The organism is Microbacterium ureisolvens, from assembly GCF_015278315.1.
Classification (GTDB): domain Bacteria; phylum Actinomycetota; class Actinomycetes; order Actinomycetales; family Microbacteriaceae; genus Microbacterium; species Microbacterium ureisolvens.
The window spans coordinates 131,107-152,831 of record NZ_JADIJE010000011.1; the positions used below are offsets into that span (position 1 = coordinate 131,107).

Annotated in this window: 12 protein-coding genes; 5 read left to right on the forward strand and 7 right to left on the reverse strand. The window is 69.6% G+C overall.

Annotated features, from left to right (window positions below; genetic code table 11):
• Positions 1 to 238: 238 nt before the first annotated feature.
• The 5 genes from IM767_RS16370 to IM767_RS16390 all read right to left on the reverse strand — a co-directional run bounded on the left by IM767_RS16370 (position 239) and on the right by IM767_RS16390 (position 4,758).
• Positions 239 to 1,231, reverse strand: a complete 993-nt coding sequence (locus IM767_RS16370; protein WP_109208780.1) for an ABC transporter substrate-binding protein — start codon at positions 1,229 to 1,231, stop codon at positions 239 to 241.
• A 76-nt stretch (positions 1,232 to 1,307) separates the two neighbouring features.
• The gene (locus IM767_RS16375; protein WP_109208779.1) at positions 1,308 to 2,108 is read right to left on the reverse strand and encodes an amino acid ABC transporter ATP-binding protein; all 801 of its coding nucleotides are present in this window, start codon (positions 2,106 to 2,108) and stop codon (positions 1,308 to 1,310) included.
• On the reverse strand, positions 2,105 to 3,196 hold the full coding sequence (locus tag IM767_RS16380; protein ID WP_109208778.1) for an amino acid ABC transporter permease: 1,092 nt from the start codon (positions 3,194 to 3,196) through the stop codon (positions 2,105 to 2,107). Before IM767_RS16380 ends, IM767_RS16375 begins: the two co-directional genes overlap by 4 nt.
• Positions 3,197 to 3,488: 292 nt before the next feature.
• A complete protein-coding gene (locus IM767_RS16385) occupies positions 3,489 to 3,839 on the reverse strand; it encodes a DUF2834 domain-containing protein (protein WP_109208777.1) in 351 nt (116 codons plus the stop codon).
• A gap of 37 nt (positions 3,840 to 3,876) precedes the next feature.
• A complete protein-coding gene (locus IM767_RS16390) occupies positions 3,877 to 4,758 on the reverse strand; it encodes a P-loop NTPase family protein (RefSeq protein ID WP_109208776.1) in 882 nt (293 codons plus the stop codon).
• Between the two features lie 750 nt (positions 4,759 to 5,508).
• Here IM767_RS16390 and IM767_RS16395 point away from each other — a divergent pair.
• Together IM767_RS16395 and IM767_RS16400 are read left to right on the forward strand one after the other, a co-directional pair.
• Complete coding sequence (locus tag IM767_RS16395; RefSeq protein WP_109208775.1) at positions 5,509 to 6,780, forward strand: HNH endonuclease signature motif containing protein; 1,272 nt, start codon at positions 5,509 to 5,511, stop codon at positions 6,778 to 6,780.
• 315 nt (positions 6,781 to 7,095) lie between these two features.
• A complete protein-coding gene (locus IM767_RS16400) occupies positions 7,096 to 7,596 on the forward strand; it encodes a hypothetical protein (protein ID WP_109208774.1) in 501 nt (166 codons plus the stop codon).
• Between the two features lie 345 nt (positions 7,597 to 7,941).
• On the opposite strand, the gene IM767_RS16405 is transcribed toward IM767_RS16400, so the two are convergent.
• Complete coding sequence (locus IM767_RS16405) at positions 7,942 to 9,264, reverse strand: M20/M25/M40 family metallo-hydrolase (RefSeq protein ID WP_109208773.1); 1,323 nt, start codon at positions 9,262 to 9,264, stop codon at positions 7,942 to 7,944.
• A gap of 143 nt (positions 9,265 to 9,407) precedes the next feature.
• Here IM767_RS16405 and IM767_RS16410 point away from each other — a divergent pair, with 143 nt between their 5' ends.
• Positions 9,408 to 10,154 (forward strand): Pr6Pr family membrane protein, encoded by a 747-nt coding sequence (locus IM767_RS16410; protein ID WP_109208772.1) that lies wholly within the window; start codon positions 9,408 to 9,410, stop codon positions 10,152 to 10,154.
• Between the two features lie 237 nt (positions 10,155 to 10,391).
• A complete protein-coding gene (locus IM767_RS16415; protein WP_109208771.1) occupies positions 10,392 to 11,093 on the forward strand; it encodes a Pr6Pr family membrane protein in 702 nt (233 codons plus the stop codon).
• A gap of 54 nt (positions 11,094 to 11,147) precedes the next feature.
• Here the strand turns inward: IM767_RS16415 and IM767_RS16420 are convergent, their stop codons facing one another.
• On the reverse strand, positions 11,148 to 19,985 hold the full coding sequence (locus IM767_RS16420; RefSeq protein WP_162564195.1) for a DUF5979 domain-containing protein: 8,838 nt from the start codon (positions 19,983 to 19,985) through the stop codon (positions 11,148 to 11,150).
• 179 nt (positions 19,986 to 20,164) lie between these two features.
• On the opposite strand from IM767_RS16420, the gene argG reads away from it, so the two are divergent.
• Positions 20,165 to 21,607, forward strand: coding sequence for an argininosuccinate synthase (gene argG / locus IM767_RS16425; protein WP_109208769.1), 1,443 nt, complete (start codon positions 20,165 to 20,167; stop codon positions 21,605 to 21,607).
• The last annotated feature ends 118 nt before the right edge of the window (positions 21,608 to 21,725 follow it).

Consider the following 21,725-nt stretch of genomic DNA (forward strand, 5'->3'; position numbering starts at 1 on the left):
GCATGGATCGCGCGATCGGCACTGCTACTGAAGATCATGGTGCGATCCCCGCCGGATCTGAGGCCGGTTCGTCACGATCCGATAACGGCTGGAGCGGCGCGGCCCCGCAGGAGCCGCCGAGCCGGCGCGAACGTGCCCGGAGCCACCGGGCGCAGAATCGGAGGCTTTCGGCGACGCGCCGGGTGGCGGCATCCGTCGCCGGCGGACCGTCCGAAACCTCCGATTCTGTGCGCGCGCGTCAGGACTTGGGCAGCCCTGCGGGGTTGATCTCGCTCTCTTCGATGCGCTCGGACTGCAGGTCCCAGATCTCGAGGACCTCGTCGTACTGCCCGTCCTCGATGAGGTGGGTGAGCGCGATGTGCACCGGCTCGATGAGTCCGTTGCCCTTCGCGGTCGCCGCGGCGATGTTGGCCGTCAGCGGCCAGCCGCCGGGCACGAGGCCGACGAGCTTGGTGTCACCGGTCTCGCGAGCAGCCCACGCCGACGTCGCGTTCGGGCCGAACGTCGCGTCGATCCGGCCCGACTGCAGCGCCAGGGTGGTCGCGGCGTTGTCGTCGAAGTACTGCAGCTCGGCCGGCGCCTGGCCGGCGGCCTCGAGTTCCTCGTTCCACGCGAGCAGCACCTGTTCCTGGTTCGTGCCCGAGCCGACGGCGATGGTGAGGCCTGAGATGTCGGCGGCCTCCTCGATGGTCTCGATGTCGCTGTCGGACTTCACGTAGAAGCCGAGCAGGTCTTCGCGGTAGCTGGCGAAGTCGTACAGCTCCTTGCGCTCCTCGGTGACGGTGACGTTCGAGGTGATGAGGTCGTACTTGCCGGACTGGATGCCCAGCGGCCAATCGGCCCACGCCACGACCACCGGGTTGTACTCCAGGCCCAGCGCGTCGGCGATGAGCGCGCCGATGTTGGGCTCGGTGCCGGCGGGCAGGGTCTCGCCCTCGGGGATGTAGCCAAGCGGCGGGACGTACGCCGAGTGCGCGACGGTGAGCTTGCCGGGCTCGATTGGCTCGAACCCGCTCGCCTCGAGCGCCGCGACGGCCTCCGCGACGGGCTCATCGAGGCGGACCCACTGGAGCTCGTCGGTCGTGACGTTCGCCGACGTCGGGTCGGGCTCGGGGGTGGCGGCTTCGGCCGGCGCGTTCTGGTTGACCCCCCAGATGACGCCGCCGACGATCACGGCCACCGCGACGACGCCGACGCCGATCGCGATGCCCTGCTTCTTGCTCAGTGCCATGTGCTGCTACTTTCTTCTCGGGTGAGGCTGTTGGTGGAGGGACTGCTCGGGTGAGGACTCGGCGTGCGAGTCCCGCTCAGGCCAGGACCTTCGCGAGGAAGTCCTGGACGCGGGGATGCTGCGGCCGCACCAGCACCTCGGCGGGCGGGCCCTGCTCGACGACGCGACCGCCGTCGAGGAACACGACGCGATCGGCGACCTCGCGCGCGAACCCGACCTCGTGGGTGACGATGATGAGCGTCGTGCCGAGCTGGGCGAGATCGCGGATGACGTCGAGCACCTCTCCCACCAGTTCGGGGTCGAGCGCGCTGGTCGGTTCGTCGAACAGGATCACCTTGGGCTTGAGCGCGAGCGCCCGCGCGATGGCGACGCGCTGCTGCTGGCCGCCCGACAGCTGCCGCGGGTAGTGCTCGGCCTTGTCGGCCAGGCCGACGCGGTCGAGAAGGCCGAGGGCCAGCTCCCTGGCATCGTCCTTGGAGAGACGGCCGAGCGCGATGGGCGCCTCGGTGATGTTCTCCAGGGCGGTGAGGTGCGGGAAGAGGTTGAAGTTCTGGAAGACGATGCCGATCTGCGTGCGCCGCTCCAGCACCTCCCGCTCGCGGAGCTCGTAGAGCTTGCCGCCCCGCAGCTCGTAGCCGATCAGCTGGCCGTCGAGGGTCACCGAGCCCCGATCGACGCTCTCGAGGTGGTTGATCGTGCGCAGGAGCGTGGACTTGCCCGAGCCGCTCGGCCCGAGGATCGCGACGACCTCGCCCGGCTCGACGGTGAGGTCGATGCCGCGGAGCACCTCGATGCCGCCGTAGTTCTTGTGGACGTTGTGGATCTCGACGAGACCCGAGGTCGCGGCATCCGTCTTCTCGATCGTGTCGATGCTCATGCGCCTGTACCTCCGGAGTTCTTGGCGTCGCTCTGCGAGCCGGTGAAGGTCGCCCGGGCGACGACCGGTGCGTCGACGCCGACGAGCGGCGGGGGTCCGGTGTCGGCGTCGCCCAGTCGCGCCCACTGCACGGCGATCCAGTGCCGCACGCGCTCGAGCGGAGTCGGCGGCAGCACGCGCACGGCGCCGCGGGCGTAGTGCCGCTCGATGTAGTACTGCGCGATGCTCAGGACGGTGGTGATGATCGTGTACCAGACCACCGCGACCAGGAGCAGCGGGATCACGCGGCTGTTGCGGTTGTAGATGACCTGCACCGCGTAGAAGACCTCGGGCAGCGCGATCACGAACACGACGGACGCGCCCTTGACGAGCCCGATCACCTCGTTGGTGGCGTTGGGGACGATCGAGCGCATCGCCTGCGGCAGGATGATGCGGCTCAGGCGCCGGCGAGGAGGGATGCCGAGGGCCGCGGCCGCCTCGAGCTGGCCCTGGTCGACCGACAGCAGGCCGCCGCGGATGATCTCGGCCGAATATGCCGCCTGGTGCAGGCTCAGGCCCAGGATCGCCGCCGCGAACGCGCTGATCAGCTGCACCGTCGGGAACTCGACGATCCAGAAGTCGGTGGTGAACGGCGTGCCGAGGCCGAGCGTCGGATACAGGTAGCCGAGGTTGTACCAGACCACCAGCTGCACGACGAGCGGCACGGAGCGGAAGAACCAGATGAACAGCCAGGCCGCGGAGTTCAGGAGCGGCGACTTGGCGAGGCGGGCGAGCGCCAGCAGCGTGCCGAGGAAGAAGCCGATGGATGCCGAGATCGCGGTGAGCAGCAGCGTCAGGCCGACGCCCTGCAGCACCGGCTCGGAGAGGAAGTAGTGGGCGAAGACGTCCCACTCGTAGTTCTGGTTGGTGACCAGCGACCACGCGAACTGGGCGACGATGAACAGCACGACGATGCCGATGGACCACCGGAACCAGTGCTTGGTGTGAACGACGGGGATGTCGCCGAGGTCGACGCGCGACGCGGCGGGCGCAGACGCCGGCGGCGCGGCCTCGTCGGCGCCGGCGCGGCGCGGAAGGGTGTCGGTCATGCGGGTGCTCCTCGATGGGCGGCGCGGGATGAGCGGGTCGGTGCGCCGGTACGAGGACGCTAGGGCCGACCTCGCCGCCGCTTCGAGCCGGCCACGTCCGCGGACGACACGGATCGTGACGGTGTGCAACGCGGCGTCACACGGCGGAACGAATGGACGCGTCCGCGGTGCGGTGCGGGCGGTGGCGCGGTGACGGTCGGTCCGCCGCGGTGCCGGGGTCGGTCTGGTCGGCGACTTCGAGGTCAGGCGCGCTCGGCGCCGCAGGAGGCCTCGGCCTGCGGCACCCGCTCTGTCAGGTCTGCTGGTGCGGCCCAGCGGCGATCGACCGCAGCCGGCGCTCGCGCATGGCGAGGAAGAGCGGGAACGTGAACGCGAAGGCGGTGACCAGCGAGAGCACGATGTAGAGCCAGGCTCGCTTCATACCGAGCCGCCGTGCCTCGACGACGATGAAGACGGCGCCGGCGACCGCGACGACCAGCAGGTCCACGCCTATCGAGGAGACGGCCGGGCCGCCGCCGAAGATGTCGCCGAGGTAGTCGCGCCCGGCGACGACGGTCCACGCGTTGAGGATGAACGTCCCCACGAGGCCGACGACCGACAGGCCGAGGTAGACGAGTGCGAGCGGGGTCCAGCCGGACGTCATGATGCCTCCCTCGTTCCCGGGATGCTATCGCTCCGTGTCAGCCGGCGAGATGCTCGGCGGCGAACGCGCGGATGCGCTCGCGCGTGGCCGGTGCGGGCTCTTCGTCGGTGCGGATCACGAGCGTCGGAAGGTCCAGGCGAGGGAGGAGGTCGAGTTCGAGCGAGCGGCGCATCCGCATGAACTGGATGTATCCGTCGAAGCCCTCGAGGCCCGACCGCAGTCCGTACCCCTGACCGGTGTGGTAGCGAATCACGAAGTCGAGCCACCAGTCCGGTCGCTCCGCGGCGACCCGCCGGAGCACGGGCTCGGGGTCGCCGGGATCCAGGTACACGAGCATCGGATTGTGGTTGCGGACCGCGGCGACGAGCCCCTCCACGTGCGCGGCGAGATCCTCTTCGGGGCGGTCGAAGCGAGCGACGAACGCGCACACGGGATTCTGGATCAGCACGCATTCCCAGACCTGGACGCCGGGCGCCGGGGCCTGCTCCCCGTAGCGCCGCCAGCTCTCCGAGAGCGCACGCGCGTGCCGGTCGGGCGAGATCTCGCCGTCGTACGCGTCGGCGCTCCTGATCTGCGCGGCAAGGTCGGCCGGGAGATCGAGGCGATCGGTGCCGCGGATGAGCCATCCGTCGACGTACGGCTCTGCCTCGGCGCGGAGCGTCTGCCAGGAGCCCGGATCCTCATCGCCGATGCGGCGGAACGCGGCGTCGGTCAGCAGCGAGACGTTCTCGAAATCGACGGGATGATCCGCGCGCCCTTCCGGCCAGTGCTCGACATCCGCTCCGGATTCGGTCAGCCAGGCCGCCAGGTCGGCGGCGTTCGTCGACTTGCCGGAGCCGGGCAGACCCTCCACCATGACGACGCCGGCGGCCTCGTCGGCGGCCTTTCCGGCGACCGTGTGGGGGTGCGATGTGCTCACCGTGACATCCTTCCGCGGGGCACTCCGCCCGGATCCATTGTCGCCTCTTGAGGGTGGGGACTTGAGGCGGAGCGGGTGCCCACACACTCGCGGGTCGACGTTTCGAGGCGCGGCCGCATCAGCACCGAGCCGCGGCGAGGAGCATCGTGAAGCTCATCCCCGGCCAGCGCTGCGACGGGCGATGCTCCTGACGTTCGGCTTGGTCGCCGATCCGCGGTCCTGGATGCAGGGTGCCTGCTCCGCGGTGAGGAGAACCGGCGGCGCAGCCCAGGCAATCGCTGCCGTGATCGGCCTGATGATCGGCGCCTCGGCTTCGCGGCCCGTCGGGCGTGCGGCATCCGTGGTCGGGGAGACCGCCGGCTGCGATACGTCGGCGGGCCGGGTTCGACATTTGCTCACTGGGCTCGGTTCTCCCTGCGCGGCGACGGATGGGAGGCGTATATAGATACGAATGAACCGGTCCGCATCCGCCGCGACCACCGCGAGTCGAGACTGCCTCGCAGCAACGGATCACGCTGGGCGGATCGCTGACGGCGCCTCCCCACGCGCGAGTGAGCCCTCAGTTTGGTGGGTCATTCGAGTTGACGGCCATGAGCCAGTCGCCTCGCTGCGGCGTCACGAGGCCAGTTGCGGCCTCAGTGTCGGACATCGTTGGCTGCATCGGCGAACCAACGAGCCGAGTCGACTCACCGCGGCTTGACGCGGTTGGGGCGACGCCGCAATGTCGTACCTTTGTTCTACACTGACGACATGTTCAGCGACGTCGAGATCCCCGGCCGGGTGTTCCTCGACGAGGTCGATCTGGTCGTCGAGGCGGCCGACATGATGACGATCCTCGCCGCGCAGCGGCTGGAGCGCATCGACGCGATGCGGCAGGAGGCGCTCCGCGAGGCGACCTCGAACGGCCGGGTGCTGACCGAGGTCGTGGAGCGGGGCATCCGTCTCGAATTGGCCGCGGCGCTGCGGATCACCGAGCATGCCGCCGGAGATCTGCTCGCGTTCGCCGACGCCCTCGTGCACTCCTACCCCGCTGTCCTGGAGTCGATGGGGCGCGCTCGCATGAGCGAGCGGCACGCCGAGATCCTGGTGGCCGCGATGAACGAGGTAGAGCCGGAGTTCCGCGAGCAGATCCTCGATCGCGGTCTGGCGCTGGCAGAGGCGGAGCCGGTGGGAACGTTCCGTCGCAAGCTCCGCAGGCTCGTCGACCAGGTGCGCTCCGCGACACTGACCGAACGCTACGAGCGAGCCACGGCGAAGCGTCGAGTGGCGGTCGAGTCCGACGACGACGGGATGGGGTGGCTTCACGTCTACGCACCGATGGTCGCGATCCACGCCGCGCACAGCCGCGCGACCGCGATAGCGAAGGCCGTCACATCGGGGGATGCAGACACCCGCACCCTCGACCAGGCGCGGGCCGACGTGGTGCTCGATCTGCTCGTCGACGGGTCCGTCGAGGCACATCCTGATCAGGCGCGGGGGGTTCGCGCGACCGTGTTCGTCACGGTGCCTGTGCTCGCGCTGCTGCACGACTCCGACTCCTCGCGCGCGGCCGCCGGAATCGAACCGCCCGTCGTCGAGGGCATCGGGCCGATCCCCCTGCCGGTGGCGCGGGAGCTGGCCGGCGGTGCTTCCGGGTGGACGCGGGTGCTGACCCATCCCGAGACCGGGATGGTCCTCTCGGTCGGTCGTGACCAGTACCGGCCGCCGCCCAGCCTGCAGAAGCTCGTGAAGTGGCGAGCGGATCGATGCATGGCACCGGGGTGCGGGATGCCGGCCTCCCGGTGCGACGTCGACCACAACGTCGATTGGGCTCTCGGCGGTCGCACCGAGCTGACGAACCTCGGGCCGCTCTGCGAGGGCCACCACACGGTCAGGCATCACACCGACTGGACGATCGAACAGCTCCCCGGGTCCGGCGGTGCGATCCTGTGGACCGCGCCCTCCGGCCGTCGCTACCGCGTCGATCCCGAACGCGCAGTCCCGGTGTTCCGCCCCATGGCGAACGCCGACGCGCCCTTCTGATTTCGGCGGTTCCGCGCCCGCGCCGGTGCGCGCGAGACGGCGACGCGCGGAGGCCTACCGCCATCGCGCGGCCTCCCGGTTCGCACCACTCAGCACCCGCGAGGCAAAAAGCCGCGTTCGCTCGCCCTGCGTAGGCTGCGCTGGCCCAAGGCGCCGCACACTCTGGCAGCTAGGGGCCGATGGAACCCAATTGTGATCTCGGGCAGGTCCCTGCACCCGCTCTGCGTATGTCGACGTCTCGGCCATGCGGTCGCTCGGTGCGGCCGATAACACCGCCACCGAGGCGGTGGCAGCCGGTCCGCTAGCGTGGAGGAGATGGCTTTCGACGAAGAGACCTGCGGCGTCAACGCTGTGAACTGGGCGCTCGCCCGCGAGGGCGACACCGACTACGCGACCCGTTGCCTGGCGTTCGTCGAGGACGCGATCGAGCGCGGCAACGATCTGGAGATGTTCGGCGGCGATGACGCGGCCGAGTCGGCGCGTCTCTATGGCGCCGCCGGGAGCGTGGGCATCCCACCCCTGCACTCCCTGGTGTTCTACGAGGGCGTCGGTGAACTGCACGGCGAGCGCCGCGACTGGGGTCACGTCGGCCTCAGCCTCGGCGATGGACATGTGGTGCACGCGTGGGACCGCGTGCGGGTCGACGAGCACCTCGCACTCGAGCAGCTGACGCCCGCGCCGGGATGGGAGCCGCTGCGCTACCTCGGCTGGGTGTCGCTCGGCCGTGCGCTCGAAGGTGCCCGGCCGCGCGTCTGGGACGACGACCCGGCGGACGCGGCCCGCCGGATGCAGGCCGAGCGCTTCGGCCCCGCGTAGGCGCGCCAAGCCGCACCGGACGCGAGCCGCAGCGCGCGGCCCTCTCTCCACCGGCGAGCCGCACCGCTCCGTCGCCCCCGCCCCACGAGTCGCACCGGCCCGTCGCCACACCACCCCCGAGCCGCACCACCCCCGAGCCGCACCACCCGCGCAACCGCAGCACCCCACGGGGCGTACCGCCCCGCTGCCGCGCCGCCCTACGAGCCGCACCACCCCGCGCGCCGCACCACCCGCGCAACCGCACCACTCCCCGAGCGCCGCACCGCGACCGCAACCGCACCACCCCACGGAGCCGCACCGCAACCCTCACCCGCCCCCGGAGGCGTCCAGCGCCGCCGCCGCGGGCTACGCCGTCCGCAGGATCCGCTCGGTCACGCGGGCCGAGAAGTGCAGCGCATCGATCGGGATCCGCTCATCGGCGGCGTGGAACTGCGCGAAGACGTCGAAGTCGGCCGGCACGCGCAAGGGCACGAATCCGTAGCCGTGGATGCCGAGCTTCGCGAAGTGCTTGTTGTCGGTGCTGGCCGGCAGCAAGTACGGCACGACGACGCCGCCGGGGTCGTCCACCGAGATGGCGTCCTGCAGCACGCCGATGATCGGGGCGTCGACCGGCGCCTCGGTCGCCGACCACCAGCGCCCCTCGCGGATGTCGATGTCGTCGCCCACGAGCTCGCGGAGCCCGTCGCGCAGCGCGTCGTCCTGGCCCGGGAGGATGCGGATGTCAAGGCGCGCAGAGGCCTCCGCCGGAATGATGTTCGTCTTGTCGCCGGCGACGAGCACGGTCGGGGTGGCGGTGTTGCGGGTGGTCGCACCCACCAGCGACGACACGAACCCGAGGCTCTCGAGGTCGTCGGCGAGCGAGTCGTCGGTGAACGCGAGCCCGCGGGCCTCGCCGAAGACATCGAGGAACCGCTGCAGCGCCGGGGTGCGCACCACCGGGAACCGGTGCTCCCCCACCGCGGCGACCGCGCGCGCCAGCCGCAGCACCGGGTTGTCGGGAGTGGGCCGCGAACCGTGCGCCGCGCGCCCACGCGCCCGCAGAGTCGCCCACGCGACGCCCTTCTCGCTCGTGGCGACGAGGTAGGCGCGACGATCGTCGGAGGGATCCGCCGCCAGCGGCACCGAGAATCCGCCGACCTCGCTCAGCGCCTCGGTGACGCCGGCGAACAGCTCCGGACGGTTCTCGACGAGCCACCCCGCGCCCCACACGCCGCCGCTCTCCTCGTCGGCGAGGAAGGCGAGGACGAGGTCGCGCCGCGGCACGACGCCCTCGCGCGCGAAATGCCGTGCCACGGCCAGGATCGTCCCCGCGTAGTTCTTCATGTCGACCGCGCCGCGACCGTACAGGAAGCCGTCCTCGATCTCGGCGCCGAAGGGCGGGTGCGTCCAGTCCTTCTCCTCCACGGGCACGACGTCGAGATGGGCGTGGACCAGCAGCGCACCGGCATCCGGATCGCTCCCGGCGATGCGCGCGACGAGCGAGCCGCGTCCGGGACGCGACTCGACGAGCTCCGACGCGATCCCGGCCTCGGCCAGCCGCTCCTGGACATACCGCGCGGCGCGGGTCTCGCCGTCGCCGATCGCCTGCGCCGCCCCCGTGTTCACCGACTCGATGCGGATGAGCTCGCGTACGAAGTCGAGGGCCTCGGTCTCCAGCAGCGTGGGCACGGATCTCCTTCACCGGCCGGTCGCGGCGACCGGCTCCGTCGCGAAACTAGCCGGGCTGCAGGCCATCGCGCACCCTGGCCGCCACACGCGTTCACACCGCGCCGGTCCGCTGGCGCGGCATCCGCTCCCGCTATGGTGACCGCATGGGGACCACGACCTGGACGCGCGTCTGGTACGCCGCCCGCGCGACGATGGGGGCCCTCATCGTCGCGGCGATCGTCCGCCAGCTGGCCGCGTCGATCGGAACCGCCATCGAACGCGATCGCGACCTCGGGGTCACGATCGCGAACTTCTTCAGCTTCTTCACGATCCTCTCCAACGCCGCCGCGGCCACCGTGCTGCTGTGGGCTGCGGTGTGGTTCTTCACCCGCGGACGGAGAGCGGATGCCGAGCCCACCGGCCTCGCCGTCGCGCTGGCGTGCGTCAGCACGTACATGATCATCACGGGCATCGTCTACAACACACTGCTGCGCAGCATCGAGCTTCCGCAGGGGAGCGAGCCGGTGTGGTGGTCGAACGAGGTGCTCCACCTGATCGGCCCGCTCTTCCTCCTCGCGGACGTCTTCGTCGGGCCGCTGCGCCGCGCGCTGCCGTGGCGCAGCCTGTGGGCGATCGTGGCCTTCCCGATCGCATGGGTCGTCTACACGATCATCCGCGGACCGCTCATCACCAACCCCGTCTCGGCGGATCCGTTCTGGTATCCGTACCCGTTCCTCAACCCGAACAACCCCGGCGGCTGGCCCTCCGTGATCCTCTACGTCGTCGGCATCGCGATCGCGATCATCGCGGTCGGCGCGTTCGTCGTGTGGTGGGGCCGGCGGCGCGCGACGGGGCGGTTGCGAAGCGGCGAGGAGGCGGCATCCGTCTCCTCCTCCGCGGCGTCGAGGTGACCGGAACCCGGTCACTGCAAGCGTTTGTGGATCTTGTCCACCAAACGGTGGACACGTTGTAGCTTTACCACAACTCACCCATAGTGGCGCACGTTTTCCCCGCGCCTGCGGAACAAATGTTCGCGGCTCCTCGGTATCCCCGGCAGTACACCTGTGCTGAGGGGAACGACACGCAAGCCGCGTGGTGTTGAAAGGGTGGGGAAAATGTACTGGGCATGGTTTCGAATCGCCGCAGCGATGACCGGATTCTCGGGAGTCGTCGCAGGATTCATCGTCAACGTGGATCGCGCCGCTCGCCAGGGTCAAGGCCTGGGCGACGTGCTTGCGAACTACTTCAGTCTGTTCACGATCGTCTCGACGATGCTCGCCATCGTCGCACTGTCCGTGGCCGCATCATGGGCGATGCGCAACCCGGGCACGTCACGCGAGCCGCTCGGCATCGCGCTGGCCATCGCCGCCGTCACGGGACCGATCCTGCTGCTGGGGCTCGTCTACAACCTGTTGCTGCGCGGGCTGCCGTCGGCCGTGGCGCTGGGCGACACCGCGGGGATCGCGATGCTCGACAAGTACGCCGCCGAGGTGCTCCATGTCGTGCTGCCGATCTACTTCGTGCTGGATCTGCTGCTGGCGTCGCGCCGCCGGGCGCTGCCCTGGTGGTCGCTCGCGGTGCTGGTCGGGTACCCGCTGGTGTGGACGACCTACACGATGGTCCGCGGCGAGCGCGTCGGGAACCCGGACGGGACCACCCCGTGGTGGTACCCGTACCCGTTCCTCGACCCGCACGGCGCGGGCGGCTACCCGTCGGCGTTCCTCTACATCGGGGCGATTCTGGTCGGCTTCCTCGCCATCGGCTCGATGATCATCATGATCGGTCGCTACCGCGAGCGTCGTGCCCTGCGCCACGGCGCACCGGCGGCGCGCGGGCCGCTGCCGGCCTGACGTCGGTCGACGAGTGAGGGCGGGGCCGGTGACCGGCCCCGCCCTCTCCGTTCGTCAGGCCATCCGGCGCCGTCGCATCGCGGCGAGCACCAGCGCGATGCCGCCCGCCAGAACGGCGAGCCCGCCGGCGAGAGCCGCCACCGTAGCGCGGCCATCCACGCCGGTCGGCGGCAACGGGGCGATGAACGTGTTCGTGAAGACGATCCCCACACTGCCGGCGGTGAGGGTGACGACGCCGGTTGCGCCGGGCTCCTCCTCGCCGTCGACAGTGATGGTCGTCTGCGCGGCGTCCCCCGCGTCGGTCTCGGTGACCGTGCACTCGCTGCCGGCCGGCAGGTCGTCGATCTCGGCGATGAGCCGGTCCGGACCGCCGATCTGATACGACGCTTGGCGCACGATCAGCCCGGGAGCGGGGTGGGAGGGATCGACCAGCACGCACGTGACGTCGACCGGGAACGTGCGCGTGACGGCCGACGCGCCCGTGCCGTCCACCACCTTCGCGATCGTGAGGTCGGTCGCCCCGAAGGCGTTGGTGAACGCCACCGACATCTGGTCCTCGGCATCCGTGTTCGGCAGCGGTGCCAGCGCGACGGTGGTCGCCATGGCGGGCTCTCCCGTCGCACCTCCCTCGGTCACGACGACCGTCGTGGACTCCGCGCCCGCGGTGTCGGTCTCGGTGACGGTGCACTCGGCATCCTCCGGCAGCTCCGTCCACGTGACCGTCTCACCATCGGCGATCGACTGAGTCATCGGCTCGGCGGCCGCGACCTGCTGCTGGTTCCACAGGCACGCCAGGGTGACCTCGAACGGCCCGTAGGCGATGGGCTCGCCGTCCTGACCGACCGCGCCGCCGTTGTCGACGGTCTTCGTGACGGAGACCTGCGCGAGGTTGAAGGTGTTGCGCACCTGCAGGCTCGGTTGCGGCTGATCGTCGACGCTCAGGATCGTCGGGTCGGTCTCGATGGTGAACGTGTAGTCCTCGCCGTCCCCGGCCACGACGTTGCCGTCGGCGTCGAGGATCTCGGTCGAGTTCGCACCGCCGTCGTCGACCTCGGTGAGCCGGCACTCGGATCCGGTGGGCAGGTTCTCCCAGAGCGCGGTCGGCGAGTCGGCCGATACGATCCGGATGCCGCCCCCGGGGATGTCGACGATCTCGCCGTCGCGGAGGCAGATGAGGCGCAGCTCGTACGCGGCGGTGCCGAACTTTTCGGCACCGTCGCCGGCGAAGGTCTTCGTGACCTCGAGCGATCCCGTGAGATACCAGTTCGTCGCCGTCACCGTGACCAAACCGCCGCCCTCCGGGACGACGCCGGTGCCGACGGAGGTGTCTTCGCCGTCGTTCGGTGTGATCACGACCGCGTCGGCGCCGTTGAGGTCGTCCTCCGTGACGGTGCACTCCGAGCCCGCAACCACCTCGTGGACAGCGGTGCTCCATCCGTTCTCGGCGTTCAATTCGACCTGGGTGTCGATGAGCGTCTCGTCGCCGAACGTGCACACCACGGTGAAGGTGAACGTCTGGTCGAGGCCGAACTGATCGGCTCCGGCGCCATCGAACTCCTTCACGAGCACGAGCGCGGTGGCGTCGTACAGGTTCGTGTACGTCACGGTGTTCACCACGGCGGTGCTGTTGGGCTGCAGCTCGGGGATCACGACGGTGCGCGTCTCCTGGTCGATCTGCGGCGCGAGCTCGCCTTCGGCACCGGGCACCTCGGCCGCGGTGACCGTGCCGTCCGCGCCACGGTCGTCGGTCTCGACGACCGTGCACTCCGATCGCGCCGGGATCTCGGTGATCGTCTCGGTCTCGTTCGCGTTCAGGGTGAACGTCTCGTCGACGACGGTCTCGCCCTGGAAGGTGCAGACCACGGTGAACTCGAAGGCGGTCGGCACCTCGGGAGCGAGCGACTCGACGAGCTTGCCGACCTCGAGCGACGCCCACTCGTACGTGTTCTCGATGTCGAAGGCGAACGTCTCATCGGCCTCGGTGACGGTGATCGACTCGGGGGTGACGGTGGTCCCCGTCTGGCCGAAGTCGTCCTCGGCGACGGTGCAGATCGAGCCCACCGGCACGTCGGGGATCACCACGGGATCCTCACCGGGCACGATTGTGACCACGCCGTCGTCCGCGAGCGGCACCTCGGCTCCCTGCCACGTGCACGACACGGTGGCGTTGTACTCGGCGGGCACCGGGAAGCCCTCCGGCGCGTCCACGGTCTTCGCCACCGACACCGCCCCGTTCTCGAAGGTGTTGGTCACCGTCACGACGACAGGCGTCTCGTCGTCGCCGATGGTCACGGGCTGTTCGGGGCTGATCGCCACCGGACCGGTCGCGAACCCCTGATCCGTTTCGGTCACCGTGCACAGGGCGTCGGTGGGAAGACCCTCGTAGAGCACGGTGCCTGCACCGGTGATCGTGCGCGTGGCGCCGCCCGGCACCGCGACGTCCACCGTCTCGCCGTTCACGACGCGCGTGCACGCGAGGCTCACTTCGTACTCGTACGTCGTCGCGGGGTCGAGCTCGCTCGCCGGCGCGCCCTCGAGCTGCTTCTGCACCTGCAACGATCCGATGTCGAACGTGTTGGTGATCGTGGCCTCAGCGGGCGCCTCGGGATCATCACCGACGACGACGATGTCGAGCATCGTGGAGGAGTTCGCACCTCCGGTGCCGGGCTCCGTCACGACGCACACGGCGCCGGTCGGCAGGTTGTCCACGCGCCACGTGGGGTCGTCTCGGCTCAGGGTGGCTTCCCCTTCGTACACCGGGTTGGGGGTGACGCCGCTCAGCGTGCAGGTCATCTCCACGGTGAACGTCGCACCGCCCCACGGATCGGCGCCGGCACCCGCCACGACCTTGGTCACCTCGACCGGGCCGACGGAATAGACGTTCTCGAAGCCGACGACCGTCAGTGCCGTGGTGGTCCCCTCGTCATAGGGAAGGACCGTGAAGGATGCCGCGGCCGACGCCTGCTCGTCACCGGCTACGCCATCTTCGGTCACCACGACCGTGGTCTCGGCCGCGGCCGCGGCATCCGTCTCGGTCACGGTGCACTCCGCCCCCGCCGGAATCCCGGAGAACTCCTGCGACTCGCCGTCGGCGAGAGTGAACTGCTGCTCGTCTTCGGCGATGGTCTCCTCGCCGAGGAAGGTGCAGCTCGCCTCGAACGAGTACGTGCGGTCGTACACGATCGGCACATCGTCCTGGTTCACCGCGCCGCCGTTGTCGACGCTCTTGTCGACGATGAAGCCGCCGGCGTCGTAGACGTTGTCGAGCGTCGCCTGCTGCACCGGGTCGCCGCCCGGGTCGATCGGATCGATCACGACGCCGCCGCTGCCGGAGGCGGACGTCTGTCCGTTGTCGCCCTCGACGATCGCGCACTCCCCGCCCCACGGGAGGTCCTCGACGAGGTACGGCTCGTCGGCCGTCAATGTGTACGGACCGAACTCGAGGGTCTCCTCGACCGGCGTCCCCGCCGCCGAGACGCACTCGAGCGTCACCTCGAATGTGTCGGGGGCGAACTCCGCCGCCTCACCGCTCACCGTCTTGAGCAGTTGGAGCTCACCGGTCGCGAGGGCTGCGCCCACCTTGGTGCCCTCGATCGGCAGGATGTCCTGCGATCCGTTGCTCTGCGCTTCGGTCAGGTGCGCGCCGGTGGCGACGGTGTTCCACGCGATGGTGTCGCGGCCGGCCGTCTCCGAGACCGCAGGCGCGTAGGTCTGCCCATCCACGAGCACGAGCTCGCTCGGCATCAGCGGATCGCCGTCCGGGAAGTCGATGGTGAGCTGCAGACCGGTGATCGTGGCCGGGTCGATGGCGGAGGAGTAGGGGACCCACGCGTCGTCGGGACACGCCGGCGCCATCGTCGCGGTGAGGTCGTCGGCGCAGACCTCCCCCGTGGTCACCTCATAGCTCCAGGTCGCTTCCGGGTGATTGACAAGGGTGATGCTGTCTCCGACGAAGACGGGGGTCCATTCGCTTTCGCGCTGGAGATCGCTGATGACGCCGCTGTCGCCCGGCGTGGGGATACGGTCCGTCAGCACGAGCCGGTCCATCGGGATATTCCCGGTGTTGCCGATCGCGAGGCGCCACTCGACGATGCCGCCTGGCTTGGCCACGGGCGTGCACGGGTAGGAGTAGAAGCCCTCGCCTTCGGGATCGAGGATCGTCCCCACCGGGTTGCAGTCCGCCGCGGGGTCGACGGCATTGAACACCCCGAGCTCGGTGTCGAGAGTGCGCACGAGCTTGCCCGATCGCGCCGCACCGGCGCCGAGGACCACGATCTCGGTGTCGGCGGGACACGACGCGGTATCGACGGGGGTGTCGCCGTTGCAGAGATCGAACGGACGGTCGCTGCTGATCGTCGCGGTGTTGGGGATGGGCGTGTTCGCGGGCACGCCCGGGGCGATGACCATGTCGATCGAGACGGTGTAGCTCTGCCCCACCTCCAGCACGGTGCCCTCGGGGAACGTGAACGTGAAGGGACCGAACCCGTCGTCATACTGCACCGTCACGTCGGCCGGGTCCACGGGCATCGGCGCGCCGCTCGGTGGCGTCGGCGCCGCACCGCTGAGTGCGTAACGGAACGGACCGTCGGCGCCGGCGTCCGGGTTCAGGAGCAGCAGGTCGCCGGGCGGCGGCGTGTCGACGATCACGGGGTTCTCGACGGGGTATTCACCCGTGTTCGTGACCGTGATGGTGTACGGGATCACCTCACCCGGACCGTACTGGCTTCCGAAGACGGGTGTCTTCTCGATCGTCACCGCGGTCGGCAGGTGAAGGTACTGGATGGTGGCCGACGCGTCGTCCGACGCCAGGTTCGGGTTGGTCGGGTCTTCGGTCTCACACGTCGGGTCGAGGAACGCGCACGCCCACACCGTGATGTCATTGGTGAACGTCCCGGCCGCAGTCTCGCCCGGCGCCGGCGCGAGGTCGGAACGGTCGGTCGGCACCTCACCGCCGCTGCGGAGGTCCATGCGCCGCTCGACGACGATCGGCACCTCCTGGAGCGGCGTGGTGGGATTCTCCCACTGCACGAACGAGCCGTCGGCGTCCACCTGCACGAACGTGAACCGCACTCCCTGCACCTGATCCGCGGTGATGCCCGCGGGCAACGGGTCGGCGACGAAGTCGTCGCGCGTCTGGATCTCGCCGTTCGTCCACGCACCGCCGGTCACCTGAAGGTCGCCGAGGGGGCCCACCTCGTACGTGCCGCCGGTGAACACGTCCATGCGCACCCTGTTGATCGGCACGGCGAACTCGAACGACGGATCGATGCCCACGAAGTCGAACGCGTTCCAGAAGGTCCCCGGTCGATCGGCGATGCGCATTGCGCCGGTGCGCGCGGAGCCGGTGGGCTGGCCGGTCAGCGTCATCACCACCGGCGAGTCGTCGGGCTCGGTCTGCGCCGCAGGGTCGAACGACTTGCCGGCCTCGACCTCGAGGGACAGCGACGCGAACTCGACGGTGGCCTCGGCATCCGCTGTCGTCACGTTCTGGCCGTCGACGCCGCCGCCGGCATCTGCGACCGTCGCGAGGGCATAGTTCGTCAGTGGCGCGGGCGGGTCGTCGGGGTCCAGCGGGGCGGCCTCGGGAGTGCGCTCGTTCGTACGGAGCCGCAGGTCCATCTCAAGGATGCCGTGCGCGTCGGGGTCGATGCGGCCGTCGAACTCGACCATGATGCCGACCACGCTCACGAGGTCCGCGGCGGTCAGCGCGAGCGCCTCGTCGACGGTGGGAAGAGAGGTCGAGTCTGCGACGCCGTCGCCGTCCTCGTCGATGCTCAGCGTGAGCGTGGTCGTTTCGGTGCCGCTCGGCGGGGCGATGGCGCGGATGTCGAGGAGGTCGAAGTACTGGAACGGCGTGGACGGCGCGCCCGGTGCCGGATCGGTGATGTCGAGGTGATCGATCTTCGTCGCCGTGAGGTTCACCGCGTCGAGCACGACACGGCCGGTCGGGTACTGCGCCTGCGGGGTGCCGATGTCGGGCACGCCGAAGGGGCTGTTCGACCACGCCTTGGTGAGATCGACGTTCAGCGGCACGTCGACGATCGCAATGGTGTCGCTGTCCTCGGTGTCGATGAGCGTCTCGCCGTCGGTCGTGCCGACCGTCGAGGCGACGTCGAGCACGGTTCCGACCGCGGGGTCGTTCGGGTCCTCGACGAAGTTGTAGTCGAGGTACCCCATCGCCGGAGCGCCGTCGGAGCGGCGGGTGTCGCGCAGCTCGTACAGCAGGTCGATCGTGCGGTCGTTGCCGGTCGAGCGCGCGACTCCGCTGCCCACGGGCGGTGCCGTCGGATCGCCCGCTGCCGCAGCGGCTCGGTCGTCGCTCTCGCTGAACGTCAGCCGGATGCCGAGGGCCGAGGCCCTCTCATCATCGGTCAGCGTCACGCCGGGAAAGACCCCGTCGCACGCGGCGGGACAGAGGTCGTCCTCGGCAGCGACCCACTCCGACCCGGTCCAGATCTCGACGCCGAGCACCTGGTCGTATTGCAGCCACGGATCCATGTCGGCCGTGATCGGCGCGACGCCGGTGATGTCGAACGCGTCATAGAACGAATCGGCGACGGTGCCCAGGCTCGGCGGCGCCGCCTCATCCGAGACGATCACCTGCTCGACCCCGCTCAGGCCCCCGGTAGACCAGTGCAGGTGCGCGGTGACCTCGGACTGGGAGCGCGAGGTCACGACGTTGGGCTCGATGTCTTTGTCGAGCACGTCGGGGCCTTCGCCGTCGGGGTCGTACGGGTCGAGCTGCACCTCCGCGCAGTCCGACGAGTCGGGCGCGGGGGTGGACTCAAGACCTTGCGACGAGGCGGACGTCTCACCGCAGTTGCTCACCGCCGCGGGGGCCTCGATCGTCGACGAGCTGTCGCGCTCCTCGTCCCGGATCTCTGCCGAGTAGTGCGGCGAGACAGTCGTGCCCGGCGGGAAGGTGGTCCCCTCGTCCGCGGTGTAGACGAACTGCAGTCCCTGCACGTCGCCGGCCTGCGGCGGGATCTCCATGCTGAAGACGGCGGGCCCGGCCACCGAGACCTGGTCGCCGTTCTCGTCGAGGAGCGGCACCCACGCCGAACCGTTCCAGTAGTTGATCGTGAGCGTCGCGTTCGGCGGCACCGCCGTCTCGGTGATGGCCGTGGCGTCGAACTTGTCCCAGAAGGTGTCGTTCTGATCCGCTGTGGGGTCCTGCGGGTCCTGCACGACGATCGTGTCGGCGTCGACGGTTGAACGCGGGAAGGGCGCAATGGTGCCCGAGACGGTGACCAGCACCCACTCGCCGGGCCGGTCGAGGATGGTGCCCGGGTAGATGGACTTGTCGGTGATCGTCTCGAGGTGCTTCTCGTAGACGAGGAGATCGTCCTGAGCGTTCTCCGACGCCTGCCCGCCCGCGGGCCCGTCGCCGGTCACGGTGGCGACGTTCGTCAGCGTCGCGGGGTAGCCGGCCTGGTCGGGATCGGTCTGCACCGAGAACGGGATCTCGGTGCTGGCACCTGGCTGGATCTCACCGGAGAACGAGATCTCGAATCGAACGACGGTGCCCGACGGCGCGGGTGGAACTGCGCCGTTCGCGAAGGCCGTCGGTCCTTCGGAGGTGCCATCGTCGTAGTAGTAGGTGATGGTCGCGCCGGTGGCATCGGCGGGCCAGTCGATGCCGGCCGTGAACCCGTCGAACTGCATCGACGCATCGAAGCCGCCCGCATACGGGTCGTCGGGGTCGGTGAGCGCCGGTTCGCTGACGGTCAAGCCGGTGAGAGCGAAGGCGCTGTCGTTGCCCGCCGTGATGGTGGCGGTCGACGTATCGCCGGCCGCGATCTCGTTGGGCGAGAACTGCTTGAGTGCGATGACGTCGATGTCCTCGGCGACGATGTCATGGGTGGCGGCGGCGTCGTCCGACGCGGTCTGTCCACCGAGATCGATCGTGCCGTCGACGGTGTTCGTGACCGTCGTGCTCGGCAGCTGCTGGACGTCTGCGGGGTGCTCCATGAGGATCTGAGCCGAACCGGTGGAGCCGGACGCGATCCCGCTGCCGTCGGTGTCGGAGAAGACGATCTGCACCCCGCGCACGTCGTCGGCGTCCACCGAGTCGGGCGGAACCGGCTGGGCCGGCGCGGTCGCCACCGGACCAGGCACCCATTGCGTGCCGTCCCACAGCAGCACCTGGGCCGTGTCGGCGCCGGCCGGATACGTGACCGCGCCGATCCCCGTGTACGGGAGCGTGTCGAAGGGGTTGCCGGCCGCCTCGGGGTCGGCGGGATCGGTCAGCGTGACGGTGTCCACACCGGCATTGGAGTTGTTCGTCGCGCTCACGGTCGCCGTGATCGGCAGCCCGGGTGTCGCGACCGCACTGGCCGGATCCAGCGTCTTCGTGGTGTCGACGGCCAGTTCCAGCGGGATCACGAGCGTGACGTCCGCACTGTCGGAGAGCGGGCCGGACGTCTGGGTGGAGGCGTTGGTGGTCGCGGTGTTCGTGAGCGTCGTGCCGTTGAGCTCGTACGGCAGCGGGTCGCGGACGGTGACGTTGATCGTGATGATGCCGGTGGTGCCTCCCGGGATGCCGGTGCCGCCGCTCGCGGTCGGCATGGTGAAGTCGACCCCGACGGTCTGCCCGTCGATCGAGACGTCACCGGTGAGACCGACGCCGACGGTCGCCGTGTTGACGATGAGCTCGTCGGGCACGACATCGGTGAGGACGGCGTCGTTGCAGCCCGTGGTGATCGACGTGCACGAGACCGCGATCGTGTAGCTGAAGGTCTGGCCGGGCGACACCTCCGTGACGCTGGCCTCCTTGGTCACCTCCACGTCGCCGTCAGCGGCGAACGCGGCCGGAGCGACGCCGACCAAGACGGATGCCGCTGCCAGCGCGGTCGCCGTGAATCCTGCAAGCCAGCGCTGACGACGTCCCATGATCACGAACCCCCTCGGCAAGCACGCACGTTTGCACAGCCTATGGCCGGGTCAAATGGTATTTCTAGAGCCGAGTGGTGTTGCTGTTGTGAATTGTGTGATTTCGTGCGGGTGTCAGCGACGGGTCGCGGAAGACCTGCGGACGAGGCATCCGGATGCCTCTCACTAAACTGGGAGTCATGTCGAAGGTCCTCCAGTCCCTGCCCGTCGGCGAGCGCGTCGGCATCGCCTTCTCGGGGGGACTTGACACCTCCGTGGCCGTCGCGTGGATGCGCGACAAGGGTGCGATCCCCTGCACGTACACCGGCGACCTCGGTCAGCCCGACGAGGACGACATCGACGCGATCCCGAGCCGCGCGCTCGAGTACGGCGCCGAGGTCTCGCGCCTGGTCGACTGCAAGCCCGCCCTCGTCGAGGAGGGCTTCGGCGCTCTCGCGTGCGGTGCCTTCCACATCCGCTCGGGCGGCCGGACCTACTTCAACACCACCCCGATCGGCCGCGCCGTCACCGGCACGCTCCTCGTGCGCGCGATGAAGGACGACGGCGTCGACATCTGGGGCGACGGCTCCACCTACAAGGGCAACGACATCGAGCGGTTCTACCGCTACGGCCTGCTGGCGAACCCCGCCCTGCGCATCTACAAGCCCTGGCTCGACGCCGACTTCGTCACCGAGCTCGGCGGACGCCAGGAGATGAGCGAGTGGCTCGTCGAGCACGGGTTCCCCTACCGCGACTCCGCCGAGAAGGCGTACTCGACCGACGCGAACATCTGGGGTGCGACGCACGAGGCCAAGACGCTCGAGCACCTCGACGTGTCGCTCGAGACCGTCGAGCCCATCATGGGCGTGCGCTTCTGGGATCCGGCCGTCGAGATCGAGACCGAAGACGTCACCGTCACCTTCGAGGCCGGCCGCCCCGTCGCGCTCAACGGCGTCGAGTTCGCCGACCCGGTCGAGCTGGTCTTCGAGGCGAACCGCATCGGTGGCCGTCACGGCCTCGGCATGAGCGACCAGATCGAGAACCGCATCATCGAGGCGAAGTCGCGCGGCATCTACGAGGCGCCCGGCATGGCGCTGCTGTTCACCGCCTACGAGCGCCTGGTCAACGGCATCCTGAACGAGGACACCCTCGCGACCTATCACGAGCAGGGGCGCCGCCTCGGCCGCCTCATGTACGAGGGCCGCTGGCTCGAGCCGCAGTCGCTCATGCTGCGCGAGTCGATCCAGAAGTGGGTGGGCTCGACGATCACCGGCTCGGTGACGCTGCGCCTCCGCCGCGGCGAGGACTACACGATCCTCGACACCACCGCCCCGCGCCTGTCGTACCACCCCGACAAACTGTCGATGGAGCGCGTCGGCGACGCGGCCTTCGGTCCCACCGACCGCATCGGGCAGCTCACGATGCGCAACCTCGACATCGCCGACTCCCGCGTGCGCCTCGAGTACTACGCCTCGAAGGGCCTCATCGGCGGCGCTACGGGCGAGCTCGTCGGACACCTCACGCAGGGCGAGGCGGGCGAGATCACCGAGCACGCCGAGCAGGTCAGCGCTGAGGACGAAGAGCTGGCGGAGGCGACGGATGCCGCGAACGAGGCGTCCGCGTTCGACCTGGGCACCGACTGAAACAGGTTCACCGGTCGTCGAGCGAGCGAGGAACGAGCAAGACGAAACGAACCAGCCCGACGCAGACCTGAGACTCTGCTTCGAGCGTGCGCGCTAAGTTGCACAGCATTGTGCAAAT